Raw genomic sequence first — 18,330 nt, 5'->3', positions numbered from 1 at the left:
TCCAGCAAACGTCACCCTCGGTCCCGGCGCGGGGCCGGGAAGAAAGAGGAGAGAGAAGGCCCCTACTTCGCCGACGCCCGTTCCGCTTCCCGCACCTCGGTGTCGATCAGCCTGCGCTTGCGGTCCAGCCCCCAGCGGTAGCCGCGCAGGGTGCCGTCGGTGCCGATCGCCCGGTGGCAGGGCACGATCAGGGAGACCGGGTTGTTGGCGCAGGCGCTGCCGACCGCCCGGATCGCCTTGGGCCTGCCGATGGCCGCGGCCAGGTCCGCGTAGGTGCGGGTCTCGCCCATGGGGATGTCGGTCAGTGCCTGCCAGACCTGGCGCTGGAAGGCGGTGCCGCGGATGTCGAGCGGCAGGTCAACATGGGGCTCCCGTCCCTCCAGCATGCCAGCGACCTCGCCCAGGGTCTCGCCCAACCCGCCCGGATCGGCGGCCAGGGTGGCATTGGGGAAGTCACCGCGCAGTTCTTCCACCAGGGCCTCGTCCGTATCGCCGATGCCGACGAAGCAGATCCCCGTCTTCGTCGCGCCGACGATCACCCGCCCCAACGACGTGTCGGCGAAGGCATAGGCGATCACCGCGCCCGCGCCGCCCTTGCCGTAGCTTGCCGGTGTCATGCCCAACTGCGCCCCCGCTTTCTCGTAGAGCCGGCTGGAGGAGCCGTAGCCGGCCCCGTACAGCGCCATGGCCACACCCTCCCCCGATTTCAGGTTCTCCTTCAGCTTCCCCAGCCGCCGCGCGTCCCAGTACTGGCGCGGGCTGATGCCCATCACCGCCTTGAAGCTGCGCTGCAGGTGGAACGGGCTCAGCCCCGCCGCCGTGCCCAGCGCCTCCAGGCTCGGGCACTCGTCCTCGGCACTCTCGATCGCCCGGCAGGCGGCCCGCACCGCGTCCAGGCGCGGATCGGGGGCGGCGGACTCGTCCGGTTTGCAGCGCCGGCAGGCCCGGTAGCCGGCCGAGCGCGCCTGTTCCGGCGTCTGGAAGAACGACACGTTCTCGCGCTTCGGGGTGCGCGACGGGCAGTAGGGCCGGCAGTACACACCGGTCGTCCGCACCGCCACGATGAAGGCGCCGTCGAAGGACTTGTCGCGGGCGACGACGACCCGGTAGCGGGCGTCGTCGTCCATCGGTGTGCGGGCCTTGGCCGGTGAGGCGGTCATCTGGACGGTCATCTCGGATCTCCATCGCTCATGATGATCCTACCTTGAAACGACGGCCGAGGTCCCTCCATCCGCTTCTTGCGGAGACGATCGGGAGCCTCAGTTCACCGCGAAATCGGCTTCCTTCATCCCGGCATCCACACCCGCCTGGGTCATCTCCGCCCAGGTGTTGTCGTCGATCGGAATGCCGTTGGCGGTGCGCTCGGCCGAGGTCTCGCGCTCCGGGTCGCCGGGGAAGCGGATCTTGTCGTGGCCGACCGCCACCTTGGCCGACGACACATGGCCGACGAGCTGGTCGATCTCCGACTTGAAGGGAATGTCGGCGCCGAAGCCGGCCGGGTCCATGACGATCGACAGCATGTTGTTGCAGATCGTGTTCTGGCTCATCAGCTCCTCGCGCGCGGTGCCGCCGCCGGTCAGGCCGGCCGCCAGGATCTCGCAGATCATGGCGAGGCCGTAGCCCTTGTGCTGGCCAAAGGAGAGCATGGCGCCGTACGGCTCCTCGAAGATCACCGTTGGGTCGTCGGTCGGCCGCCCGTCTGGGCCGACCAGGGCGTCGGCCGGGGTCTTCTTGCCGGCGTAGTAGGCGACCCGCACCTTGCCCTGGGCGACCCGGGAGGTGGCCATGTCGAGCACGATCATCGGGTGGTCGTCGGTCGTCGGGATCGCCGTGCAGTACGGGTTGGTCGAGTACTTCGCCTCGTAGCCGCCCCAGGGCGACACATAGGGCCGGTGGCCGGTGGTGTTGACGTAGTGGATGGAGATCAGCCCGGCCCGGGCAGCCATCTCGCCCCAGGCCCCGATCCGGCCCATGTGGTGGGTCTTGCGCAGGCCCATGATGCACACGCCGGTCTTCTTCGCCCGGTCGATCGCCATCTCCATCGCCTCGCGGCAGACGGTCTGGCCGTACCCCATGTTGCCGTCGAGCAGCAGATAGGCGCCGTTGTCGGTTACCACCGAGGGGCGCGCCCCCGGGTTCATCGTGCCTTCCAGCGCGTGCTTCATGTAGCGCGGTGCGAGGCCGACGCCGTGGCTGTCATGGCCCATCAGGTTGGCCGTCACCAGGTTCTCGGCGATGGTGCGGGCCTCGTCCGGCGCGCTCTTCGCCCCCTGCATCATGGCGGTGACGATATCGGTCAGGCGCTCGTGTCCGATGGTGATCGGCATGTCACTCCCTCGTGTTCTTCGTGTTGTTGGCTGAACGTTCGTGGATGGCTGTTCAAGGTACGCTTGCAGCCGAGCCTACACCGTCTCTATATGAGGCGTCATGAGCACGAATTTGCCCTTCCTGAAGATGCACGGCCTCGGCAACGACTTCGTCGTCGTCGACGGGCGCACGGCCGACGCCGCCCTGAGCGAGGCGCAGTACCGGGCCGTGGGCGACCGCCGCCGCGGGGTGGGCTACGACCAGTTCCTCACCATCCTGCCGCCGAAGAACGGCGGGCTGGCCTATATGGCGATCCACAACCCGGACGGCTCCCAGGCCCAGGCCTGCGGCAACGGCACCCGCTGCGTCGCCTCCCTGCTGATGGACGAGGCCGGCGCGGATGAGATCGTGCTGGAGACCGTGGTCGGCGGCCTGATCTGCCGGCGCGGCGCCGACGGGCGGGTGACGGTCGACATGGGCAAGGCCAACCTCGCCTGGAACGAGATCCCGATCGCCGTGGAGACCGACACGCTGGAAGTCACCGTGCCGGGGGCGGAGGCCTATGGGCCGGCGACCATGGTCAACATGGGCAACCCGCACGCGGTATTCTTCGTGGAGGACGCCGAGGCACTAGACCTCGCCCGCATCGGCCCGCCGATCGAGACCAACCCGATCTTCCCGGAACGCGCCAATATCGAGTTCGTCAGCGTGCTCGCCCCCGACCGTCTGCGCATGCGGGTGTGGGAGCGCGGAGCCGGCATCACCCAGGCCTGCGGTTCGGGCGCCTGCGCGACCGTGGTCGCGGCCGCCCGGCGCGGCGTGATCCCCGGCCGGTCGGCCAGCGTGGTGCTGGACGGCGGCGTGCTGGACATCGCCTGGCGCGCAGACGGGCATGTCGAGATGACGGGACCGGTGGCGACCAGCTTCTCCGGCGTGCTCGACCTCTCCTCGCTCGGGTCCTGAGGAGGGTGCGGTGAGCCTCGTGGTGCTCGGCCGACCCTCCATGGCGGCGGCCGACCGGGCCTGGATCGACGCCCTGCGCGGACGGCACCGCGGCGCGATCTTCCAGGAAGGGCTCGGCGCCCATGTGACCCTGGTGTTCCCGACCGACGCGACCGATCCGACCAGCGCCACCAGCCATCTTGCCACGGTCGCCGCGGAGACTGCGCCGATCATCCTGTCCTTCCGGGCGACCATGCCCTGGCTCGACCGGTATTCCAACGAGACCTATGTCTATCTGGTGCCGGACGCCGGCAACGGCGCGCTGATCCGGCTGCACGACTACCTCTACAGCGGCCCCTTCGCCGAGGCGCTGCGCCTCGACCTTCCCTTCGTGCCCCATGTCACCCTCGGCCGGTTCGGCGAGGCGAAGCTGGCCAAGGCCCTGGTTGACGACCTGAACGCCCAGGACATCGAGATCCAGGCCCGGCTCGACACGATCGAGCTGTTCCGCCTGACCGACGGCGAAGCACCGCGCCGCCTGGCCGAGGTGGCGCTGCGGGGTTAGCCGCCCCTCCACCCCCTTCCGTCATCCTGAACTCGATTCAGGATCGAGCCACAAGCGTTTGAGATTTTCCCGCAGCCCGACACCGCGCCGTCCGCGCGTTGATCCTGATTTGCATCAGGATGACGGATGGGTTTGGAATGGGTCGGGGTGGCGCTGCTGGGGTAGCGGCCACCGAGCTAACCCCTCCGTCATCCTGAACTTGATTCAGGATCAAGCCTCGGAACGATCAACCCTTCCCGTCATCCTGATGCAAATCAGGATCAGTGCGCAGACAGCACCGCCCGGGCGGTGAAAGCTGCCGATACGCAGCAGGCTTGATCCTGACGTGCGTCAGGATGACGGTTGGGGATTGGGCGAGGGCAGGCGGGGCGGCGGTGCCGTCCCGAGCGTCAGATGTTCGAAGCCCGGATCGCCTCGCAGACCGCGTCGGTCACCTGCTGGGTGGTGGCCGTACCGCCAATGTCCGGGGTCAGCACGCCGTCCGCCGTCACCTTCTCCACCGCTTCCATCAGCCGCGCCGCCGCCTTGGCCTCGCCCAGGTGCTCCAGCATCTGCGCCGCCGTCCAGAAGGTGGCGACCGGGTTGGCGATGCCCTTGCCGGTGATGTCGAAGGCCGAGCCGTGGATCGGCTCGAACATGGAGGGGTAGCGCCGCTCCGGGTCGATGTTCGCCGTCGGTGCCACGCCCAGGCTGCCGGCCAAGGCACCCGCCAGATCCGACAGGATGTCGGCATGCAGGTTGGTGGCGACGATGGTGTCCAGGCTCTTCGGCTTCAGGGTCATGCGCACGGTCATGGCGTCGACCAGCATCTTGTCCCAGGTGACGTCGGGGAATTCCTGGGCCACCTCGGCGGCGATCTCGTCCCACATCACCATGCCGAAGCGCTGGGCGTTCGACTTGGTCACCACGGTCAGCAGCTTGCGCGGCCGCGACTGGGCCAGCTTGAAGGCATAGCGCATGATCCGGGTGACACCGACACGGGTGAAGATAGACACCTCGGTGCCGACCTCCTCGGGCATGCCGCGATGGGTGCGCCCACCGTTGCCGGCATATTCGCCCTCGGAATTCTCGCGCACGATCACCCAGTCCAGGTCGCCCGGCCCGACGCCGGCCAGCGGCGAGGTGATGCCCGGCAGGATCTTGGTCGGGCGCACATTGGCATACTGGTCGAAGCCCTGGCAGATCGGCAGGCGCAGGCCCCAGAGCGTGATGTGGTCCGGCACGTCGGGGGCGCCGACCGCGCCGAAGAAGATCGCGTCGAACGGCTTGAGCTGGTCGCGACCATCCTCCGGCATCATCACGCCGTGCTTCTTGTAGTAGTCGGAGCCCCAGTCGAAATGCTCAACCTCCAGCTTGAACGACCCGTCGCGCCGCTCCAGCGCTTCCAGCGCCTGCAGGCCGGCGGCGATCACTTCCGGGCCGATGCCGTCAGCCGGAATGGCCGCGATCTTGTAGGTCTTCATGGGGTTTCCTCACGCATCGATGGGCTGTTTGTCGGCGCAATGTAGGGGAGCGGGGCGGCACTCCACAATCGCCCGATCATGCCCGGAGTCTTGCATTCCGCCCCCCATGCAGGCATCTACCGCCCTATGGCGCATCAGGCTGACACCGCGACAGCTCCCTCTCACCGGGTCGAGACCTTCGGCTGCCGGCTGAACGCGCACGAGTCCGACCTGATCCAGGGCCATCTGGCCGCCTCCGGCGCGGGCGACACCATCGTGGTCAACACCTGCGCGGTTACCTCGGAGGCCGAGCGTCAGTCGCGCCAGGCGATCCGGCGGCTGATCCGCGAGAACCCCGGCACCCAGGTCGTCGTCACCGGCTGCGCCGCCCAGATCGACCCGGACCGCTACGCCGCCATTCCCGGTGTGGCCCGGGTGGTCGGCAACGAGGAGAAGCTGCGGCCGGAGACCTGGAACGCGCCGGCCACCGACGACGCGCCGAAGATTCTGGTCAACGACATCATGAGCGTGCGCGAGACCGCCGCCCATCTGGTCACCGAGGCGCAGGGGCGCGAGCGCGCCATCGTCCAGGTCCAGCAGGGCTGCGACCACCGCTGCACCTTCTGCGTCATCCCCTTCGGCCGCGGCAATAGCCGCTCGGTGCCGATGGGCGTGATCGTCGAGCAGGTCCGCACCCTGGTCGCATCGGGCTATCGCGAGATGGTGCTGAGCGGGGTCGACATCACCTCCTATGGCGGCGACCTGCCGGGCAAGCCGTCGCTCGGCCAGATGGTGCGCCGGCTGCTCGCCCTGGTGCCGGAGCTGCCGCGCCTGCGCCTCTCCTCCGTCGACCCGGTGGAGCTGGACGACGACATCTGGCGGCTGCTGGAGAGCGAGCCCCGGTTCATGCCGCATCTGCATCTGAGCCTGCAGGCCGGAGACGACATGGTGCTGAAGCGCATGAAGCGCCGCCACCTGCGCGACGATGCGATCCGCGTGGTCGAGCGCGCCCGCGCCCTGCGCCCGGACGTGGCCTTCGGCGCCGATGTGATCGCCGGCTTCCCGACCGAGAGCGACGAGATGCACGCCAATACGGCGGCGCTGCTGCGCGATCTCGGGCTGCAGTACCTGCACATCTTCCCCTATTCGCCGCGTCCCGGCACGCCGGCCGCCCGCATGCCCCAGGTCCATGGCGATGCCCGCAAGGCGCGTGCCGCCGAGCTGAGGTCGATCGGCGCCGACAATCTGGCGCGCTGGCTCGACACCCGCATCGGCACCACCGACCGGGTGCTGATCGAGCGCGAGGGCATGGGCCACGGCGAGAGCTTCGCCGAGATCCGCGTCGCCGGCGGGGCCGTGGAAGGCGAGATCGTCGAGGTCACCGTCACCGGCCGCGACGGCACCGTTCTGATCGGCGAGCGGACCGTCCGGGCCGCCGCATGAGCCCCAGCCAGTGAAGTCGTCCCTATGACCGATACCGAGACCGAAAACGCGCCGAAAAAGGGCTGGTTCGCGCGGCTACGCGAGGGGCTGTCCAAGTCCTCCCGCCGGCTGGTCGACGGCATCGGCGGGCTGTTCACCAAGCGCAAGCTGGACGACGCGACCCTGGAGGAGCTGGAGGAGCTGCTGATCACCGCCGATCTCGGGGTCGAGACGGCGATGAAGCTGACCGGCAACCTGGCCCGCGAGAAGTTCGACAAGGAAGTGACCGGCGACGAGGTCCGCGCCGCCTTCGCCGAGGATATCGCCGAGATCCTGGCCCCGGTTGCCAAGCCGCTGGAGCCGGTGGGGCACAAGCCATTCGTCATGCTGATGGTCGGCGTCAACGGCTCGGGCAAGACCACCACCATCGGCAAGCTGGCGCATCAGTGGAGCCGCGAGGGCAGGTCGGTGATGCTCGCCGCCGGCGACACCTTCCGCGCCGCCGCCATCGAGCAGCTCAAGGTCTGGGGCGAGCGGGCGAAGGTGCCAGTGATCGAGAAGCCGCACGGCTCCGACGCCGCCGCCCTGGCCTTCGACGCCCTGGCCGCCGCCAAATCCTCCGGCGCCGACGTGCTGATGATCGACACCGCCGGGCGGCTGCAGAACAAGACCCAGCTCATGGACGAGCTCGCCAAGGTGGTCCGGGTCATCAAGAAGCAGGACGCCACCGCCCCGCACGCCACGGTGCTGGTGCTGGACGGCACGGTCGGTCAGAACGCCCATGCCCAGGTGAAGGCGTTCAAGGAAATGGTCGACATCACCGGCCTGGTGGTCACCAAGCTCGACGGCTCGGCCCGCGGCGGCGTGGTCGTGGCGCTGGCCCAGAGTGTCGGCCTGCCGGTCCATGCGGTCGGCGTCGGCGAGGGTGCCGACGACCTGCGCCCGTTCGAGGCCCGGGCTTTCGCGAACTCGCTGATGGGCATCGAAAGCTAGGCCGTCAATGGCCCGCCGTATCCTCGTCCGTCATCCGGCCGACCGGCCGCCTTGTCTTGTCCGGCGGGGTGCGCAGCGCCCGGAAGACGAAGGTCGCCAGTTCCGAGTGCTGGAAGATTTCCTCCACCAGATTCAACGGCCGCCAGCTCAGGGTGTCGTTGCGCACGATGCCGGGCCAGTTCAGGCGCTTGCGGAACAGCACGCCGTTGCTGCGCATCACCGAGGCGAACTCGTCGGCGAGAATGCCCTGGCCGATGGCGCTGGGATGCACCCCGTCCAGACTGAACAGCCCGCCCTCGTACACCCGGTCGCCCTCGGCCCGGTAGTATTTGGTGGTCGGGATCAGCGCCGGCCCGTCGGGCAGGTCGACGGTCGCCCGCGCCGGGTCGTAGCGGCGCAGCACCTCGTCGCTGCGGAACGCCTGCAGCAATCCCTGGGGAAAGGCATAGATCGGCCGTCCGCCATTGCGCTTGATCGCGGCCCGAAGCAGGGCGGCGGCCACATCCACGATATGCAGGCGCGGCCGGTCGAGCCGCCCGTTCGCCTCGGCCACCAGGCGCCGAATGATGCGGTTGAAGCCGGCGATCCGGGTGTCGATGGCGATCGCCTGCTCGCGGGTCAGGGCCGGGGTGACGCCGCGCATCACCTCGTCCTCCTCCAGGGCCACGTAGGAATAGCGCTCGTAGTAATTGGCCCCGTCCTCGACCACGCCGAACGGGTCGGTCACCCGTTCGGTGGGCCCGAACCCCTTGGCGATCGGCGCGATGGTCACCGCCGGAACGGTGCCGAGAAACACCTGCCAGTTCGGCGCGCGGCCGTGGTGCTCGTCGGTATCCAGGATGTCGAGCAGCCGGTCGAGCAGCTCGCTGTAGTCCTGCTCGAACTGTTCCAGGGTTGAGAGGTTGATGTTCATGCGCGCCCGGTGATCGGCCGCCACATATTCGGCGATGTTCTCCAGGTCCTCGCGCACCTCCAGATGCAGGACGGTCCCCAGGGCATTGTTGGCGCCGAGGAACAGAACCACGTTCTCCACCCCGTCGGGATCGCGCTCCGCGTAGTGCCGCAGCCAGGCGAGCTGGCTCATGCCGTTCAGCGCCGGGTCGGCCGACGGATTCAGCACCCGGAAGGCGCTGCGATAGAAGGCGTTGCTCGGCGTGGCGAAGGCCTGGTCCTCGAACGGCTTCTGCTCGCCGGCGAGGAGCTGGTCCAGCGCAACTTCCGGGGTCAGCTGCCAGGCATCGGACACGGTGAAGCCGAAGGAGGCCAGGTTGTGGAAGCTGCGGATCCCGTGCGCGTAGGGGGTCAGGAAATCCCCGGGCCCGCGCTCGTAATAGGTCTCCAGCCCGTCCAGGAAATCCTCGATCCGCTGGATGGCGCCGCGCCACTCGAACGGTCCGCGGATATCGTCGCCGAAATACTTCGACAGATGCCGCAGCAGCGCCTCGGCGTTCATCGGGATCCCGCCGAGCGGCCAGTCCGGGAAGCGGTAGTCCGGCAGTTCCATCATGCGCGCCAGCAGCGTGCTGTAGCTCTGCTGGGTCTGCGCCGCGCCGACCGACATGAAACCCTGGGAGACCGAGTCCCCGATCGTCACCAGCCGCGCCATGGCCTTTCCCCTCCTGCCCAAGCGGGATTATGGGCCAAGGCCGGTCCGGAGCGTGTGGCCGCAGCCGGTCCGTGCCGGTGACTTATCTCACGGCCCGCGGCAGCGCGAACCCTGTCATCGGGCGGCGCGACCCGCTAGACTGCCGGCCATGAACAAGGCATTCGTGAAAGAAGATGATGGCGGCCTCGACGGCTGGGACGAGACCGATGAGGTGCATGACGACGCCGAGGAGGCGCTCGATGCCCAGATGGGCCGCAACCTCATCACGCCGAAGGGCCTGGAGGCGCTGCGGGCGGAGCTGAAGCAGCTGCGCTCCGTGGAGCGGCCGAAGGTCGTAGAGGTCGTGTCCTGGGCGGCCGGCAACGGCGACCGCTCGGAGAACGGCGACTACATCTACGGAAAGAAGCGGCTGCGCGAGATCGACCGGCGCATGCGCTACCTGTCGAAACGCATCGACACCGCCGAACCGGTCGACCCGGCGCTGCAGACCCATCTGGACAAGGTGTTCTTCGGGGCGACGGTGACCTATGCCGAACTGCATGACGACGGCAGCGAGACCGAGCACACGATCCGCATCGTCGGCGTCGACGAGGCCGATACCGAGGCGGGCGACGTGAGCTGGATCTCGCCGATCGCCAAGGCGCTGATGAAGGCGGAGGAAGGCGACGCGGTCACCGTCCACACGCCCCAGGGCCCCAAGGAGATCGAGGTCGTCGAGATCCGCTACGTCACGGACTGACCCGGATGGCGAGGCGGGTTGGCGGAGGACGGTCGGGTGGCGTGCTGGTGGCGCTGGCGCTCGCTGTGTGGCTGTCGATGGGCTCCGTGGCCGCCGCCCAGGAGCGGGTGACGGCAGGCGCCGACATGTCCGAGGTCTGGGAACGGAACCTCTACAAGACACTCACCTACGAGGTGATGGCGAACGGGTTCGACATCGTCCTGTACGGCGCCCTGCTCGGCGGAACCGCGGCGGCGGCCCCGGCTTTCCTCGCCACCAACGCGGTCCTGTCGGCGGCCGCCTACTACATCCACGAGACGGCGTGGGACCTCGGGTTCGACGACCCGCAGCCGCTCGGCGACTGGACGCTTGCGGCCCGGGCAGGGACCTACCGGGTCGTGGGCTCGGCGAAGAACTACGGGCTCGGGCTGCTGTTCACCGCCGATCCGATGACGGCGGCCGGATTCACCGCGGTGAGCGCGGTGGCGGATCTTTCCTTCTATCTGGTCAATGACCTGGCCTGGTCCCTTTACTGGCCGCTCCCGACGGCAGCGGAACCGCGCAGCATCGAGATCGCCTACTAGGCGGCTTGCGGTGCAGCCACCGCCGGCAGCCGGTCTCCGGCCCTAGTTCCCCGGCTGCAGGATCAGCAGAGTGACCACGCCCTTGGCGTTGACCGAGATCGTCCACATGAACTTTGTCGTCTCGTGCTCCGCCAGGAACTGGTGGATCGGCTGTTCGGCCTCCGATTGGGTCGAGTTCAGGAATTTCAGGGTCTTGAGCGGTCCGGCCGCCGCCAGGGTCGGGATGATGAAGTCCCGCTGCTCCCGGACCTCCTTCATCAGGCTCTTGGAATAGCGCGCCTCCGAGATCGTGCCGTCCCGCAGCTCGCCGATCAGCTCGGTCAGGGTTGCCCCCGCCAGGGCGGTCTGCTTCTCGTCTTTCGTCGCCGGCACGCGCGGCGGGGCCAGAACCAGCAGCCGGACCACGCCTTCCTCGTCCTGGGAGATCGTCCATTCGAAGCTGGTCTTCTCGTGCTCGGCCAGGAACCGGTCCACGCGCCGGTCCGGCGTCGGTTCAGCCGAGTCGAGCAGTTTCAGGGCTTTCAGCGGGCCGGCGGCGATCAGGGTGGGGACGATGAAGTCGCGCTGGCGCTTGATCTCGGCGCGCAGCTCCTCGGAATAGCGCGCGTCCGTAATCTGGTTTTCGGCCAGTTCGGCGATGATCTCCTTCAGGGCCGCCTGCACCGCCTCCGCTCCCGGCTGTCCGTCCGTCGCCCCCAGGGCCGGCTGCAGGATCGCCATGAAGAGGAGGACCGTCAAAACGAATTTCAGCATCAGGCGTGCATCACTCAGCCTTCGGGTCGGGCGAAGGCGCGGATCCTCTCACGATTCAGGGGGCCGCTCCACGGATTCCTGTGACGCCGAACTCCGTGCATTGACCCCGCTCGGCGGACGCGGCCACCATGCCGGCCAATCAGAAGAAGACAGTCAGGGAGTGGATGATGGCGGATCGGAAGAAGGCCGTGGTGGTCGGCGCGCTCGGCGTGATCGGCCGCAAGTTGATCGAAGACCTGGGCCGGCGCGGCGGCTGGGAGATCGTCGGACTGTCCCGACGGGCGCCCGATTTCGACAGCCCGGCCTCCTACATCTCCGTCGATCTGCTGGACCGGGCCGATGCGGAGGCCAAGCTCCGCGGCCTGACCGACGTCACCCATATCTTCTACTGCGCCTTCCAGGCCCGACCGACCTGGGCCGAGCACTCCGCGCCGAACCTCGCCATGCTGGTCAACGCCGTCGAGCCGATCGAGAAGGCCTCGCCGGGCCTGGAACACGTCCACCTGATCGAGGGCAACAAGTGGTACGGCTCCCATCTCGGCCCGTTCAAGACGCCGGCGCGCGAGGACGACCCGCCGCACATGCTGCCGAACTTCTACTACGACCAGGAGATGTGGCTGCGCGCCGCCCAGAAGGGCAAGAACTGGACCTGGACCGCCCTGCGTCCGCAGACCGTCTGCGGCTTCGCGCTCGGCAACCCGATGAACATCACCACCTGCATCGCGGTCTACGCCACGATCTCCAAGGAACTCGGCCTGCCGCTGCGCTTCCCGGGCAAGCCGGGGGCCTACGAGGCGGTCTATCAGGTTTGCGACAACCAGCACCTGGCCAATGCCATGGTGTGGTGCGGCACCGACCCGAACGCGGCGAACAACGTGTTCAACATCACCAACGGCGACTTCTTCCGCTGGAAGAACGTGTGGGGCCAGTTCGCGCGATTCTTTGACATGGAGGTCGGCGATCTGCAAACCATCTCGCTGACCGATTTCATGGCCGACAAGGGACCGCTGTGGGACAGCATCGTCGAGAAATACGGGCTGCAGAAGATCCCCTACAAGGACGTGGCCGCCTGGCCCTTCGCCGACTACGTGTTCGGGACGGACTGGGACGTGATGACGGACACGCTCAAGCTGCGGCTGCACGGCTTCCACGACTGTCTGCGCACCGACGAGATGTTCCTGCGGATCTTCCAGGAGTTCCGCGACATGAAGGTCGTTCCCTGAACGGCCTGCGGTCTCTCTGCGCCGCCGCCCTCGCCCTGGTGATGACGGTGGCGGCCCTGCCGGCGCTGGCCGACGCGCGGTCTGAGCTGATCGGCGCGCTGAACGAGGCGCGGCTGAGCCGGGGTCTGCCGGCCCTGGTGGAGGCCCCCGACCTGATGCAGGCGGCGGAGGCCCATGTCGGGGACATGGTGCAGCGCGGCTATGTGGACGTGCGCGCACCAGACGGCACCGATGCGGGGCTCTGGCTGCAGCGGGCCGGGGTGCAGACACCGGTCTTCAGCGCCGTGGCGGTGAGCAACCTGCCGGAGAACTGGAACCTGGCCAAGGCGGTGCTGCGCACCCGGTCCATGGCCGACGTGCTGGACTCGCCCGGCCCGGTGAAGATCGGCGTCGGCTTCCACGAGAAGATGTTCCGGCTGGCCGATGGCGGCCTGACGGCGGAGGCCTGGTCGATCATCGTCGCCCAGGACACGCCCGCGCCCGTCACCGACGCGGTGACCGAGCTGCTGCGCCAGATCAACGCCGCCCGCGCCCGCAAGGGGATCGCCCCGGTGCGGATCAACGACAAGCTCATGCGCGCCGCCGAGATGCAGGCCGAGGACATGGCCACCCACAACTATATCGGCCATGGCAGCCCCGGCGGCCCCGGCCTGATCGACCGGGTCCAGTCGGTCGGCTACGACTTCACCTGGGCGGCGGAGAACACGGCGGCCGGTCAGGGCTCGGCCCAGCTCGCGGTCGAGGCCTGGGACTCCAGCCCCGGTCACGCCAAGACACTGTACGGCATCGAGTTCGACGAGATCGGCATCGCCTACCGCTACGGCCCGATCAAGAAGGGCCCGCTGGTGCAGCCCCATCTCTGGGTCGCGGTCTTCGGCAAGAGGTGACCGGGTGACAGGCCGGCGGCGCAGTCGTAGCCTCGTGCTCCAGATCCGGAGGTTCCCATGACCGATACGCCCCTCGCCCTCGCCGGCCTCGACCATGTGGTGCTGCGCGCCCGCGACATCGACGCCATGCTCGCCTTCTACCGCGACGTGCTCGGCCTGAAGGTGGCCAAACACAACGAGCCGCTCGGCCTGTGGCACCTGGATGCCGGCGGCTCGATGATCGACCTGGTGGATGTGAACGGGAAACTCGGCAAGGCCGGTGGTCCGGCCCCAGGCGGCGCGCCGAATGTCGATCACGTGGCCATCAAGCTCGCCAAATTCGACGAGGCGGCGATCCGCAGCTATCTGGCCTCCAAGGGCGTCGACGCCGAGGAGGCCAAGACGCGGTTCGGCGCGCGGGGCGACGGCCCGTCGATCTACATGAGAGACCCCGACGGTAACGGGGTGGAGCTGACCGGAGAGTCGGCATGAGGGAGGAACACCGTGAAGGTCACCGGCATCGAGACCATCCGCCTGGATGAATTCCCGAACCTGCTCTGGGTTCATGTCGAAACCGACGAAGGCCTCAAGGGCCTGGGCGAGACCTTCTACGGCGCCCAGTCGGCCGAGGCCCATGTCCACGCCATCATCGCCCCCTACCTGCTGGGCCAGGACCCGCTGCAGATCGAGCGGCACCACGCCAACCTGATCGGCTATGTCGGCTTCACCGGCGCCGGTGCGGAGCAGCGCGGCCGCTCCGCCGTCGACATCGCGCTTTGGGACCTCTGGGGCAAGGCCTCGGGCCAGCCGATCCACCAGCTCCTCGGCGGGGCCAGCCGCGACGACATCCGGGTCTACAACACCTGTGCCGGCTACCAGTACGTCCGCCAGAGGCCGGTCCAGGGCACCCAGAATTTCGGGATCGGCGGCGCCGAGGGGCCGTACGAGGACCTGAACGCCTTCCTCAACTCCGCCGACGAGCTGGCCCACTCCCTGCTGGAGATGGGCATCGACGCCATGAAGATCTGGCCGTTCGACTATGCCGCCGAGGCGAGCCAGGGCCAGTACATCTCGGCCGCCGACCTGAAGAAGGGGCTGGAGCCGTTCGAGAAGATCCGGGCCGCCGTCGGCGACCGCATGGATATCATGTGCGAGCTGCACTCCATGTGGAACCGGCCGAATGCGGTGAAGATCGCCCGGGCGCTGGAGGAGATCGGTCCGCTCTGGGTCGAGGACCCGGTGTTCATGGATCACCTGGCCAGCCTGGGCGAGGTCGCCCGCTCCACCACCTCGCCCATCGCCGTCGGCGAGACCCGCGGCGGCAAGGCAGACTTCCGCTACCTTGTGGAGCTCGACGCCGTCAGCGTGATCATCGCCGACCTGACCTGGTGCGGCGGGCTGACCGAGGGGCGCAAGATCTCCACCCTCTGCGACGCCTGGCACGTGCCGGTCGCGTTCCACGACTGCACCGGGCCGGTGGCGCTGACCGCCTCGACCCATATCGCGCTGCACGCCCGCAACTGCTTCATCCAGGAGATGGTCCGGGCGTTCTATTACGGCTGGTACGGCGAACTCGTGACCCAGCTTCCACCCATCACCAACGGCCGCATCACCGCGCCGGACGGGCCGGGGCTGGGCCTTGAACTGCTGCCGGATATCACGAAGCGCCCGGACGCCCAGGTCCGCCGCAGCACCCTCTGACGCCGCTCAGCTCGGCTCCGGCCCGCGGGCGACTGCCAGGGGCGGCTCCTTCGGCAGCTCGATGCTGCGCTCGGCCGGGAAGGTGACGGTCACCGTGGTGCCCTCGCCGACCACGCTGTCCAGATGGATGGCGCCCTTATGGGCCTCGGCCAGGTTGCGGGTGATGTAGAGACCGAGGCCGGTGCCGTCATGGCGCCGGGCATGGGCATTCTCGAGCTGCTCGAAGGGGCGGAACACCACGTCGTGCCGGTCGGCGGGGATGCCGATGCCGGTGTCGGAGACGATGATCTGCACCCGCGACCGGCCGTCCATCACCGCCCGCATGAGCACCTTGCCGCCGGCCGGGGTGAACTTGATGGCGTTGGACACCAGGTTGACGACGATCTGTTTCACCGCCCGGCGATCCGCATGCAGACCGTGGGCCCGATCGCCGCCTTCGACGGCCAGGTCGACATCCTTGTCGTCGGCGCGGACCCGCAGCATGCGGGCGCATTCGCCCATCAGCTCGCTGATGCCGAAGCTGCTCTCCTCGAGCTCCAGCCGCCCCGCCTCGATGCGCGACACATCCAGCAGGTCGTTGATCAGCGCCAGCAGGTGGGTTCCGGACTCGTTGATGTGCTCGGCATAGCGCATGTAGGTATCCATCGCGTCTCCGAGCACCCGGTTCCGGATGACGTCGGAGAAGCCGATGATCGCGTTCAGCGGCGTGCGCAGCTCGTGGCTCATCACCGCCAGGAACTCCATCTTCGCCCGGTTGGCGATCTCCGCCTCGGCCACGGCCCGGCGCATGGCGGCCTCGCGTTCCTTGGCCTCGCTGATGTCGAGGGTGGTCTGCAGCAGCCAGCCATCGGCGGTGCGCAGCTCGCTGACCTTCAGCCAGCGGTCGCCGCGGACCATCTCGTGGCTGCTCGGCGCCCGCTTGCGCATCTCGATCCGGTTGGCGATCCACTGTTCCTCGCGGCCGATGGCGTCGGGAATGACGCCGCTGTTGACCGAGGCGCGGATGTAGTCCTCGAACCGCACGCCCTCGCGCAGGATGCTCTCGGCGCCAGGGGCGAGGGTCAGGTAGGCGCTGTTGTACAGCCGCAGCCGGTCGTCACGGTCCCAGAACGAGATGCCTTCGGACCGGGCTTCGATCGCGCTGAGAAACCGGCGCTGGGTCTCGGAGGCTTCGCGCTCGGCCTCCACCAGGAAGGTGACGTCCCGGCCGACGCCGCGATAGCCGAGAAACCGGCCGGCGTCGCCGAAGACCGGATCGCCGTCGATCTCGACATAGCGGATTTCGCCGTCCGGCAAGGTGTAGCGCATGCGCAGGTTGCGGATCGGCGCCCGCAGGTTCTGCTGCTGCTCATGGGCCGCGAAGGCGAGGTGATCGAGGGAGTCCGGCGCGATCTCCTGCCGGGTCTTGCCGAGGCAGTAGGCCGCGCTGAACCCGAGCACCTTCTCCACCGAATCGGACACATAGGTGAAGCGGAACCGGTCGTCCTGCTCCCATGTCCAGTCGGAGGAGACGGCGATGAACGACCGCATCCGGTCGATCTCCTCGGCTGCCTCGCGCTGCGCGGTCGTCAGCGCTCTCACGCGGTGCCAGAGCCAGGCTGATACGGCAATTGCCCCAATCGCCACGGCAGCGGCGATCCAGAAATCAACTCCGATGATCAACCGGCATCCTCCCCAGCACGCCCAAGGCGGCATTTGGACGAGGGAATGGTAACCGCCATGACGGCGTGGGCCAATTGCGTCTTTCCGCCATACGGTGTTCCCGTCCCCTACAACGTAGCCGCCGTCGGGCGGGCCGGCGCGGCTGTTGGCACGCAGGACGAGGTCTTGGGAACGGCGCAGAAATGTAAGGCCAAGAACTGACCCGAACAGAAAACGGGAGGCCCGAGGGCCTCCCGTCCGGAGGTCGCTCGATGGTGACCTGGTCAGGCTGCCATTTGGATAATATTTGAAAAATCGCCACGTGTTTCCGGACCTGTTGGACAAACCGGGAACCGTGGTCTAATCGCCGCTCCCGTCCGAACCCGGAGCGTCCCATGCCGGACTACGCCTATTACGACCTCGGCCCGACCGTCCTGCAGCACGGGGCGACGATCCCCAACCTCCGGCTGGCCTACAAGACCTACGGCACCCTGGCGCCGGACCGCTCGAACCTGGTGCTCTATCCGACCTCCTACGGCGCGCAGCATTACGACACCCAGTGGCTGATCGGGCCGGGGCGGGTGCTGGATCCGACCGACTGGTTCATCGTCATCCCCAACATGTTCACCAACGGGCTCTCCACCAGCCCGAGCACCCTGCCGGAGCCGTTCGGCCATGGGCGCTTCCCGGTCGTCACCCATTGGGACAACGTGCACGCCCAGAAGCGGCTGGTGCTGGAGGCGTTCGGGGTCGAGAAGGTCGCCCTGATCTACGGCTGGTCCATGGGCGGCCAGCAGGCGCTGCACTGGGGCAGCCTGTTCCCGGAGATGGTGGAGCGGATCTGCGCGGTCTGCACGAGTGCCAGGACCTCGCCCCACAACAAGGTGTTCCTGGAGGGCGTGCGCGCCACGCTGACCGCCGACCCGGCCTGGGCCGGGACCCATTTCCGCGACCGGCCGGTGACCGGGCTGCGGGCCATGGGCCGGGTCTATGCCGGCTGGGCGATGAGCCAGACCTTCTACCGCGAGGAGCTGTGGCGCGGGGCCGGGTTCAGCTCGCTGGAGGACTGGCTGGTACGGAGCTGGGAGGGCAATTTCCTGCGGCGCAGCGGCGACGACCTGCTGGCCAGCCTGGACACCTGGTACCGCTCCGACATCTCCGACAACGAGATCCACAAGGGCGATCTGGCAAAGGCGCTCGGCGCGATCACGGCGAAGAGCATCATCATGCCGTCCACCACGGACCTATATTTCACCGCCGTGGACAGCGAGCGCGAGACGGCGCAGATGCCGAATGCCGAGTTCCGCCCCATCGTCTCCGACTGGGGCCACCGGGCCGGCAACCCGAACCTGAACCCGGCCGACGAGGCGGTGCTGCGGCAGGCGGTGGCGGATCTGCTGGGCTCAGCCACCATTCTCACTCCCCGTCATCCCGGCTCGTCCCCGTCCCGGACTTAATCCGGGATTGACCCGGGGCGAGGCCGGGACCGCGCCGCTGCTGGGCCAGTGACTTGATCCTGATCGGCCAGCGGCTTGATCCTGATTTACATCAGGATGACGGTAGGGGT

General features: G+C 68.2%; 17 protein-coding genes. 11 read left to right on the top strand and 6 right to left on the bottom strand.

What is annotated here, in order from left to right; translation table 11 throughout:
- Positions 1-62 precede the first annotated feature (62 nt).
- The gene (ada, locus tag ACOQOP_RS20435) at positions 63-1,172 is read right to left on the bottom strand and encodes a bifunctional DNA-binding transcriptional regulator/O6-methylguanine-DNA methyltransferase Ada (protein ID WP_420563660.1); all 1,110 of its coding nucleotides are present in this window, start codon (positions 1,170-1,172) and stop codon (positions 63-65) included.
- A gap of 87 nt (positions 1,173-1,259) precedes the next feature.
- Positions 1,260-2,327, bottom strand: coding sequence for a malate/lactate/ureidoglycolate dehydrogenase (locus tag ACOQOP_RS20430; RefSeq protein ID WP_420563659.1), 1,068 nt, complete (start codon positions 2,325-2,327; stop codon positions 1,260-1,262).
- 100 nt (positions 2,328-2,427) lie between these two features.
- Here ACOQOP_RS20430 and dapF point away from each other — a divergent pair, with 100 nt between their 5' ends.
- Together dapF and ACOQOP_RS20420 are read left to right on the top strand one after the other, a co-directional pair.
- Entirely contained in the window at positions 2,428-3,270 is an 843-nt protein-coding gene (dapF, locus tag ACOQOP_RS20425) for a diaminopimelate epimerase (protein WP_420563658.1), read from the top strand.
- Positions 3,271-3,280: 10 nt separating this feature from the next.
- Positions 3,281-3,814, top strand: a complete 534-nt coding sequence (locus ACOQOP_RS20420; RefSeq protein WP_420563657.1) for a 2'-5' RNA ligase family protein — start codon at positions 3,281-3,283, stop codon at positions 3,812-3,814.
- A gap of 389 nt (positions 3,815-4,203) precedes the next feature.
- Here ACOQOP_RS20420 and ACOQOP_RS20415 read toward each other — a convergent pair whose 3' ends face one another.
- Positions 4,204-5,277, bottom strand: coding sequence for a tartrate dehydrogenase (locus tag ACOQOP_RS20415; protein WP_420563656.1), 1,074 nt, complete (start codon positions 5,275-5,277; stop codon positions 4,204-4,206).
- Between the two features lie 126 nt (positions 5,278-5,403).
- Here ACOQOP_RS20415 and mtaB point away from each other — a divergent pair, with 126 nt between their 5' ends.
- Both mtaB and ftsY read left to right on the top strand, forming a co-directional pair.
- Positions 5,404-6,699, top strand: a complete 1,296-nt coding sequence (gene mtaB, locus ACOQOP_RS20410) for a tRNA (N(6)-L-threonylcarbamoyladenosine(37)-C(2))-methylthiotransferase MtaB (protein ID WP_420563655.1) — start codon at positions 5,404-5,406, stop codon at positions 6,697-6,699.
- A 24-nt stretch (positions 6,700-6,723) separates the two neighbouring features.
- Positions 6,724-7,671 (top strand): signal recognition particle-docking protein FtsY, encoded by a 948-nt coding sequence (ftsY, locus tag ACOQOP_RS20405; protein ID WP_420563654.1) that lies wholly within the window; start codon positions 6,724-6,726, stop codon positions 7,669-7,671.
- A gap of 4 nt (positions 7,672-7,675) precedes the next feature.
- Here ftsY and ACOQOP_RS20400 read toward each other — a convergent pair whose 3' ends face one another.
- The gene (locus ACOQOP_RS20400; RefSeq protein ID WP_420563653.1) at positions 7,676-9,277 is read right to left on the bottom strand and encodes a hypothetical protein; all 1,602 of its coding nucleotides are present in this window, start codon (positions 9,275-9,277) and stop codon (positions 7,676-7,678) included.
- Positions 9,278-9,425: 148 nt separating this feature from the next.
- On the opposite strand from ACOQOP_RS20400, the gene greB reads away from it, so the two are divergent.
- Together greB and ACOQOP_RS20390 are read left to right on the top strand one after the other, a co-directional pair.
- Positions 9,426-10,016 carry a transcription elongation factor GreB gene (greB, locus tag ACOQOP_RS20395; RefSeq protein WP_420563652.1) on the top strand — a complete coding sequence of 197 codons (591 nt, stop codon included), beginning with the start codon at positions 9,426-9,428 and terminating at the stop codon, positions 10,014-10,016.
- A gap of 5 nt (positions 10,017-10,021) precedes the next feature.
- Positions 10,022-10,579: a hypothetical protein gene (locus ACOQOP_RS20390; RefSeq protein WP_420563651.1), complete on the top strand. Its 558-nt coding sequence runs from the start codon at positions 10,022-10,024 to the stop codon at positions 10,577-10,579.
- 42 nt (positions 10,580-10,621) lie between these two features.
- Here ACOQOP_RS20390 and ACOQOP_RS20385 read toward each other — a convergent pair whose 3' ends face one another.
- Positions 10,622-11,332, bottom strand: coding sequence for a hypothetical protein (locus ACOQOP_RS20385; protein WP_420563650.1), 711 nt, complete (start codon positions 11,330-11,332; stop codon positions 10,622-10,624).
- 167 nt (positions 11,333-11,499) lie between these two features.
- Between ACOQOP_RS20385 and ACOQOP_RS20380 the strand changes: the two genes are divergently transcribed.
- Genes ACOQOP_RS20380 through ACOQOP_RS20365 form a run of 4 tightly spaced genes read left to right on the top strand, consistent with a single transcriptional unit; the run spans position 11,500 to position 15,122 of the window.
- On the top strand, positions 11,500-12,555 hold the full coding sequence (locus ACOQOP_RS20380) for an SDR family oxidoreductase (protein ID WP_420563649.1): 1,056 nt from the start codon (positions 11,500-11,502) through the stop codon (positions 12,553-12,555).
- A gap of 47 nt (positions 12,556-12,602) precedes the next feature.
- The gene (locus tag ACOQOP_RS20375; protein WP_420563648.1) at positions 12,603-13,442 is read left to right on the top strand and encodes a CAP domain-containing protein; all 840 of its coding nucleotides are present in this window, start codon (positions 12,603-12,605) and stop codon (positions 13,440-13,442) included.
- Positions 13,443-13,499: 57 nt separating this feature from the next.
- Positions 13,500-13,913, top strand: coding sequence for a VOC family protein (locus ACOQOP_RS20370; RefSeq protein ID WP_420563647.1), 414 nt, complete (start codon positions 13,500-13,502; stop codon positions 13,911-13,913).
- A 12-nt stretch (positions 13,914-13,925) separates the two neighbouring features.
- A complete protein-coding gene (locus tag ACOQOP_RS20365; protein WP_420563646.1) occupies positions 13,926-15,122 on the top strand; it encodes a mandelate racemase/muconate lactonizing enzyme family protein in 1,197 nt (398 codons plus the stop codon).
- A gap of 6 nt (positions 15,123-15,128) precedes the next feature.
- Here ACOQOP_RS20365 and ACOQOP_RS20360 read toward each other — a convergent pair whose 3' ends face one another.
- Entirely contained in the window at positions 15,129-16,703 is a 1,575-nt protein-coding gene (locus ACOQOP_RS20360; RefSeq protein ID WP_420563645.1) for a PAS domain-containing sensor histidine kinase, read from the bottom strand.
- Positions 16,704-17,158: 455 nt separating this feature from the next.
- Here ACOQOP_RS20360 and ACOQOP_RS20355 point away from each other — a divergent pair, with 455 nt between their 5' ends.
- On the top strand, positions 17,159-18,220 hold the full coding sequence (locus ACOQOP_RS20355; protein ID WP_420563644.1) for an alpha/beta fold hydrolase: 1,062 nt from the start codon (positions 17,159-17,161) through the stop codon (positions 18,218-18,220).
- Positions 18,221-18,330: the final 110 nt, after the last annotated feature.

It is taken from the genome of Thalassobaculum sp., from assembly GCF_965223715.1.
Lineage (GTDB): Bacteria > Pseudomonadota > Alphaproteobacteria > Thalassobaculales > Thalassobaculaceae > Thalassobaculum.
This window is presented reverse-complemented; position numbering and strand designations above follow the sequence as displayed.

What these genes read in the sequence shown, in the direction of transcription:
- dapF (WP_420563658.1), top strand. Translation starts at nt 2,428, where the DNA reads ATGAGCACGAATTTGCCCTTCCTGAAGATGCACGGCCTCGGCAACGAC.
- ACOQOP_RS20400 (WP_420563653.1), bottom strand. Translation starts at nt 9,277, where the DNA reads ATGGCGCGGCTGGTGACGATCGGGGACTCGGTCTCCCAGGGTTTCATG.
- ACOQOP_RS20415 (WP_420563656.1), bottom strand. Translation starts at nt 5,277, where the DNA reads ATGAAGACCTACAAGATCGCGGCCATTCCGGCTGACGGCATCGGCCCG.
- ACOQOP_RS20390 (WP_420563651.1), top strand. Translation starts at nt 10,022, where the DNA reads ATGGCGAGGCGGGTTGGCGGAGGACGGTCGGGTGGCGTGCTGGTGGCG.
- mtaB (WP_420563655.1), top strand. Translation starts at nt 5,404, where the DNA reads ATGGCGCATCAGGCTGACACCGCGACAGCTCCCTCTCACCGGGTCGAG.
- ACOQOP_RS20385 (WP_420563650.1), bottom strand. Translation starts at nt 11,332, where the DNA reads ATGCTGAAATTCGTTTTGACGGTCCTCCTCTTCATGGCGATCCTGCAG.
- ACOQOP_RS20430 (WP_420563659.1), bottom strand. Translation starts at nt 2,327, where the DNA reads ATGCCGATCACCATCGGACACGAGCGCCTGACCGATATCGTCACCGCC.
- ftsY (WP_420563654.1), top strand. Translation starts at nt 6,724, where the DNA reads ATGACCGATACCGAGACCGAAAACGCGCCGAAAAAGGGCTGGTTCGCG.
- ada (WP_420563660.1), bottom strand. Translation starts at nt 1,172, where the DNA reads ATGACCGTCCAGATGACCGCCTCACCGGCCAAGGCCCGCACACCGATG.
- ACOQOP_RS20380 (WP_420563649.1), top strand. Translation starts at nt 11,500, where the DNA reads ATGGCGGATCGGAAGAAGGCCGTGGTGGTCGGCGCGCTCGGCGTGATC.
- greB (WP_420563652.1), top strand. Translation starts at nt 9,426, where the DNA reads ATGAACAAGGCATTCGTGAAAGAAGATGATGGCGGCCTCGACGGCTGG.
- ACOQOP_RS20370 (WP_420563647.1), top strand. Translation starts at nt 13,500, where the DNA reads ATGACCGATACGCCCCTCGCCCTCGCCGGCCTCGACCATGTGGTGCTG.
- ACOQOP_RS20355 (WP_420563644.1), top strand. Translation starts at nt 17,159, where the DNA reads ATGCCGGACTACGCCTATTACGACCTCGGCCCGACCGTCCTGCAGCAC.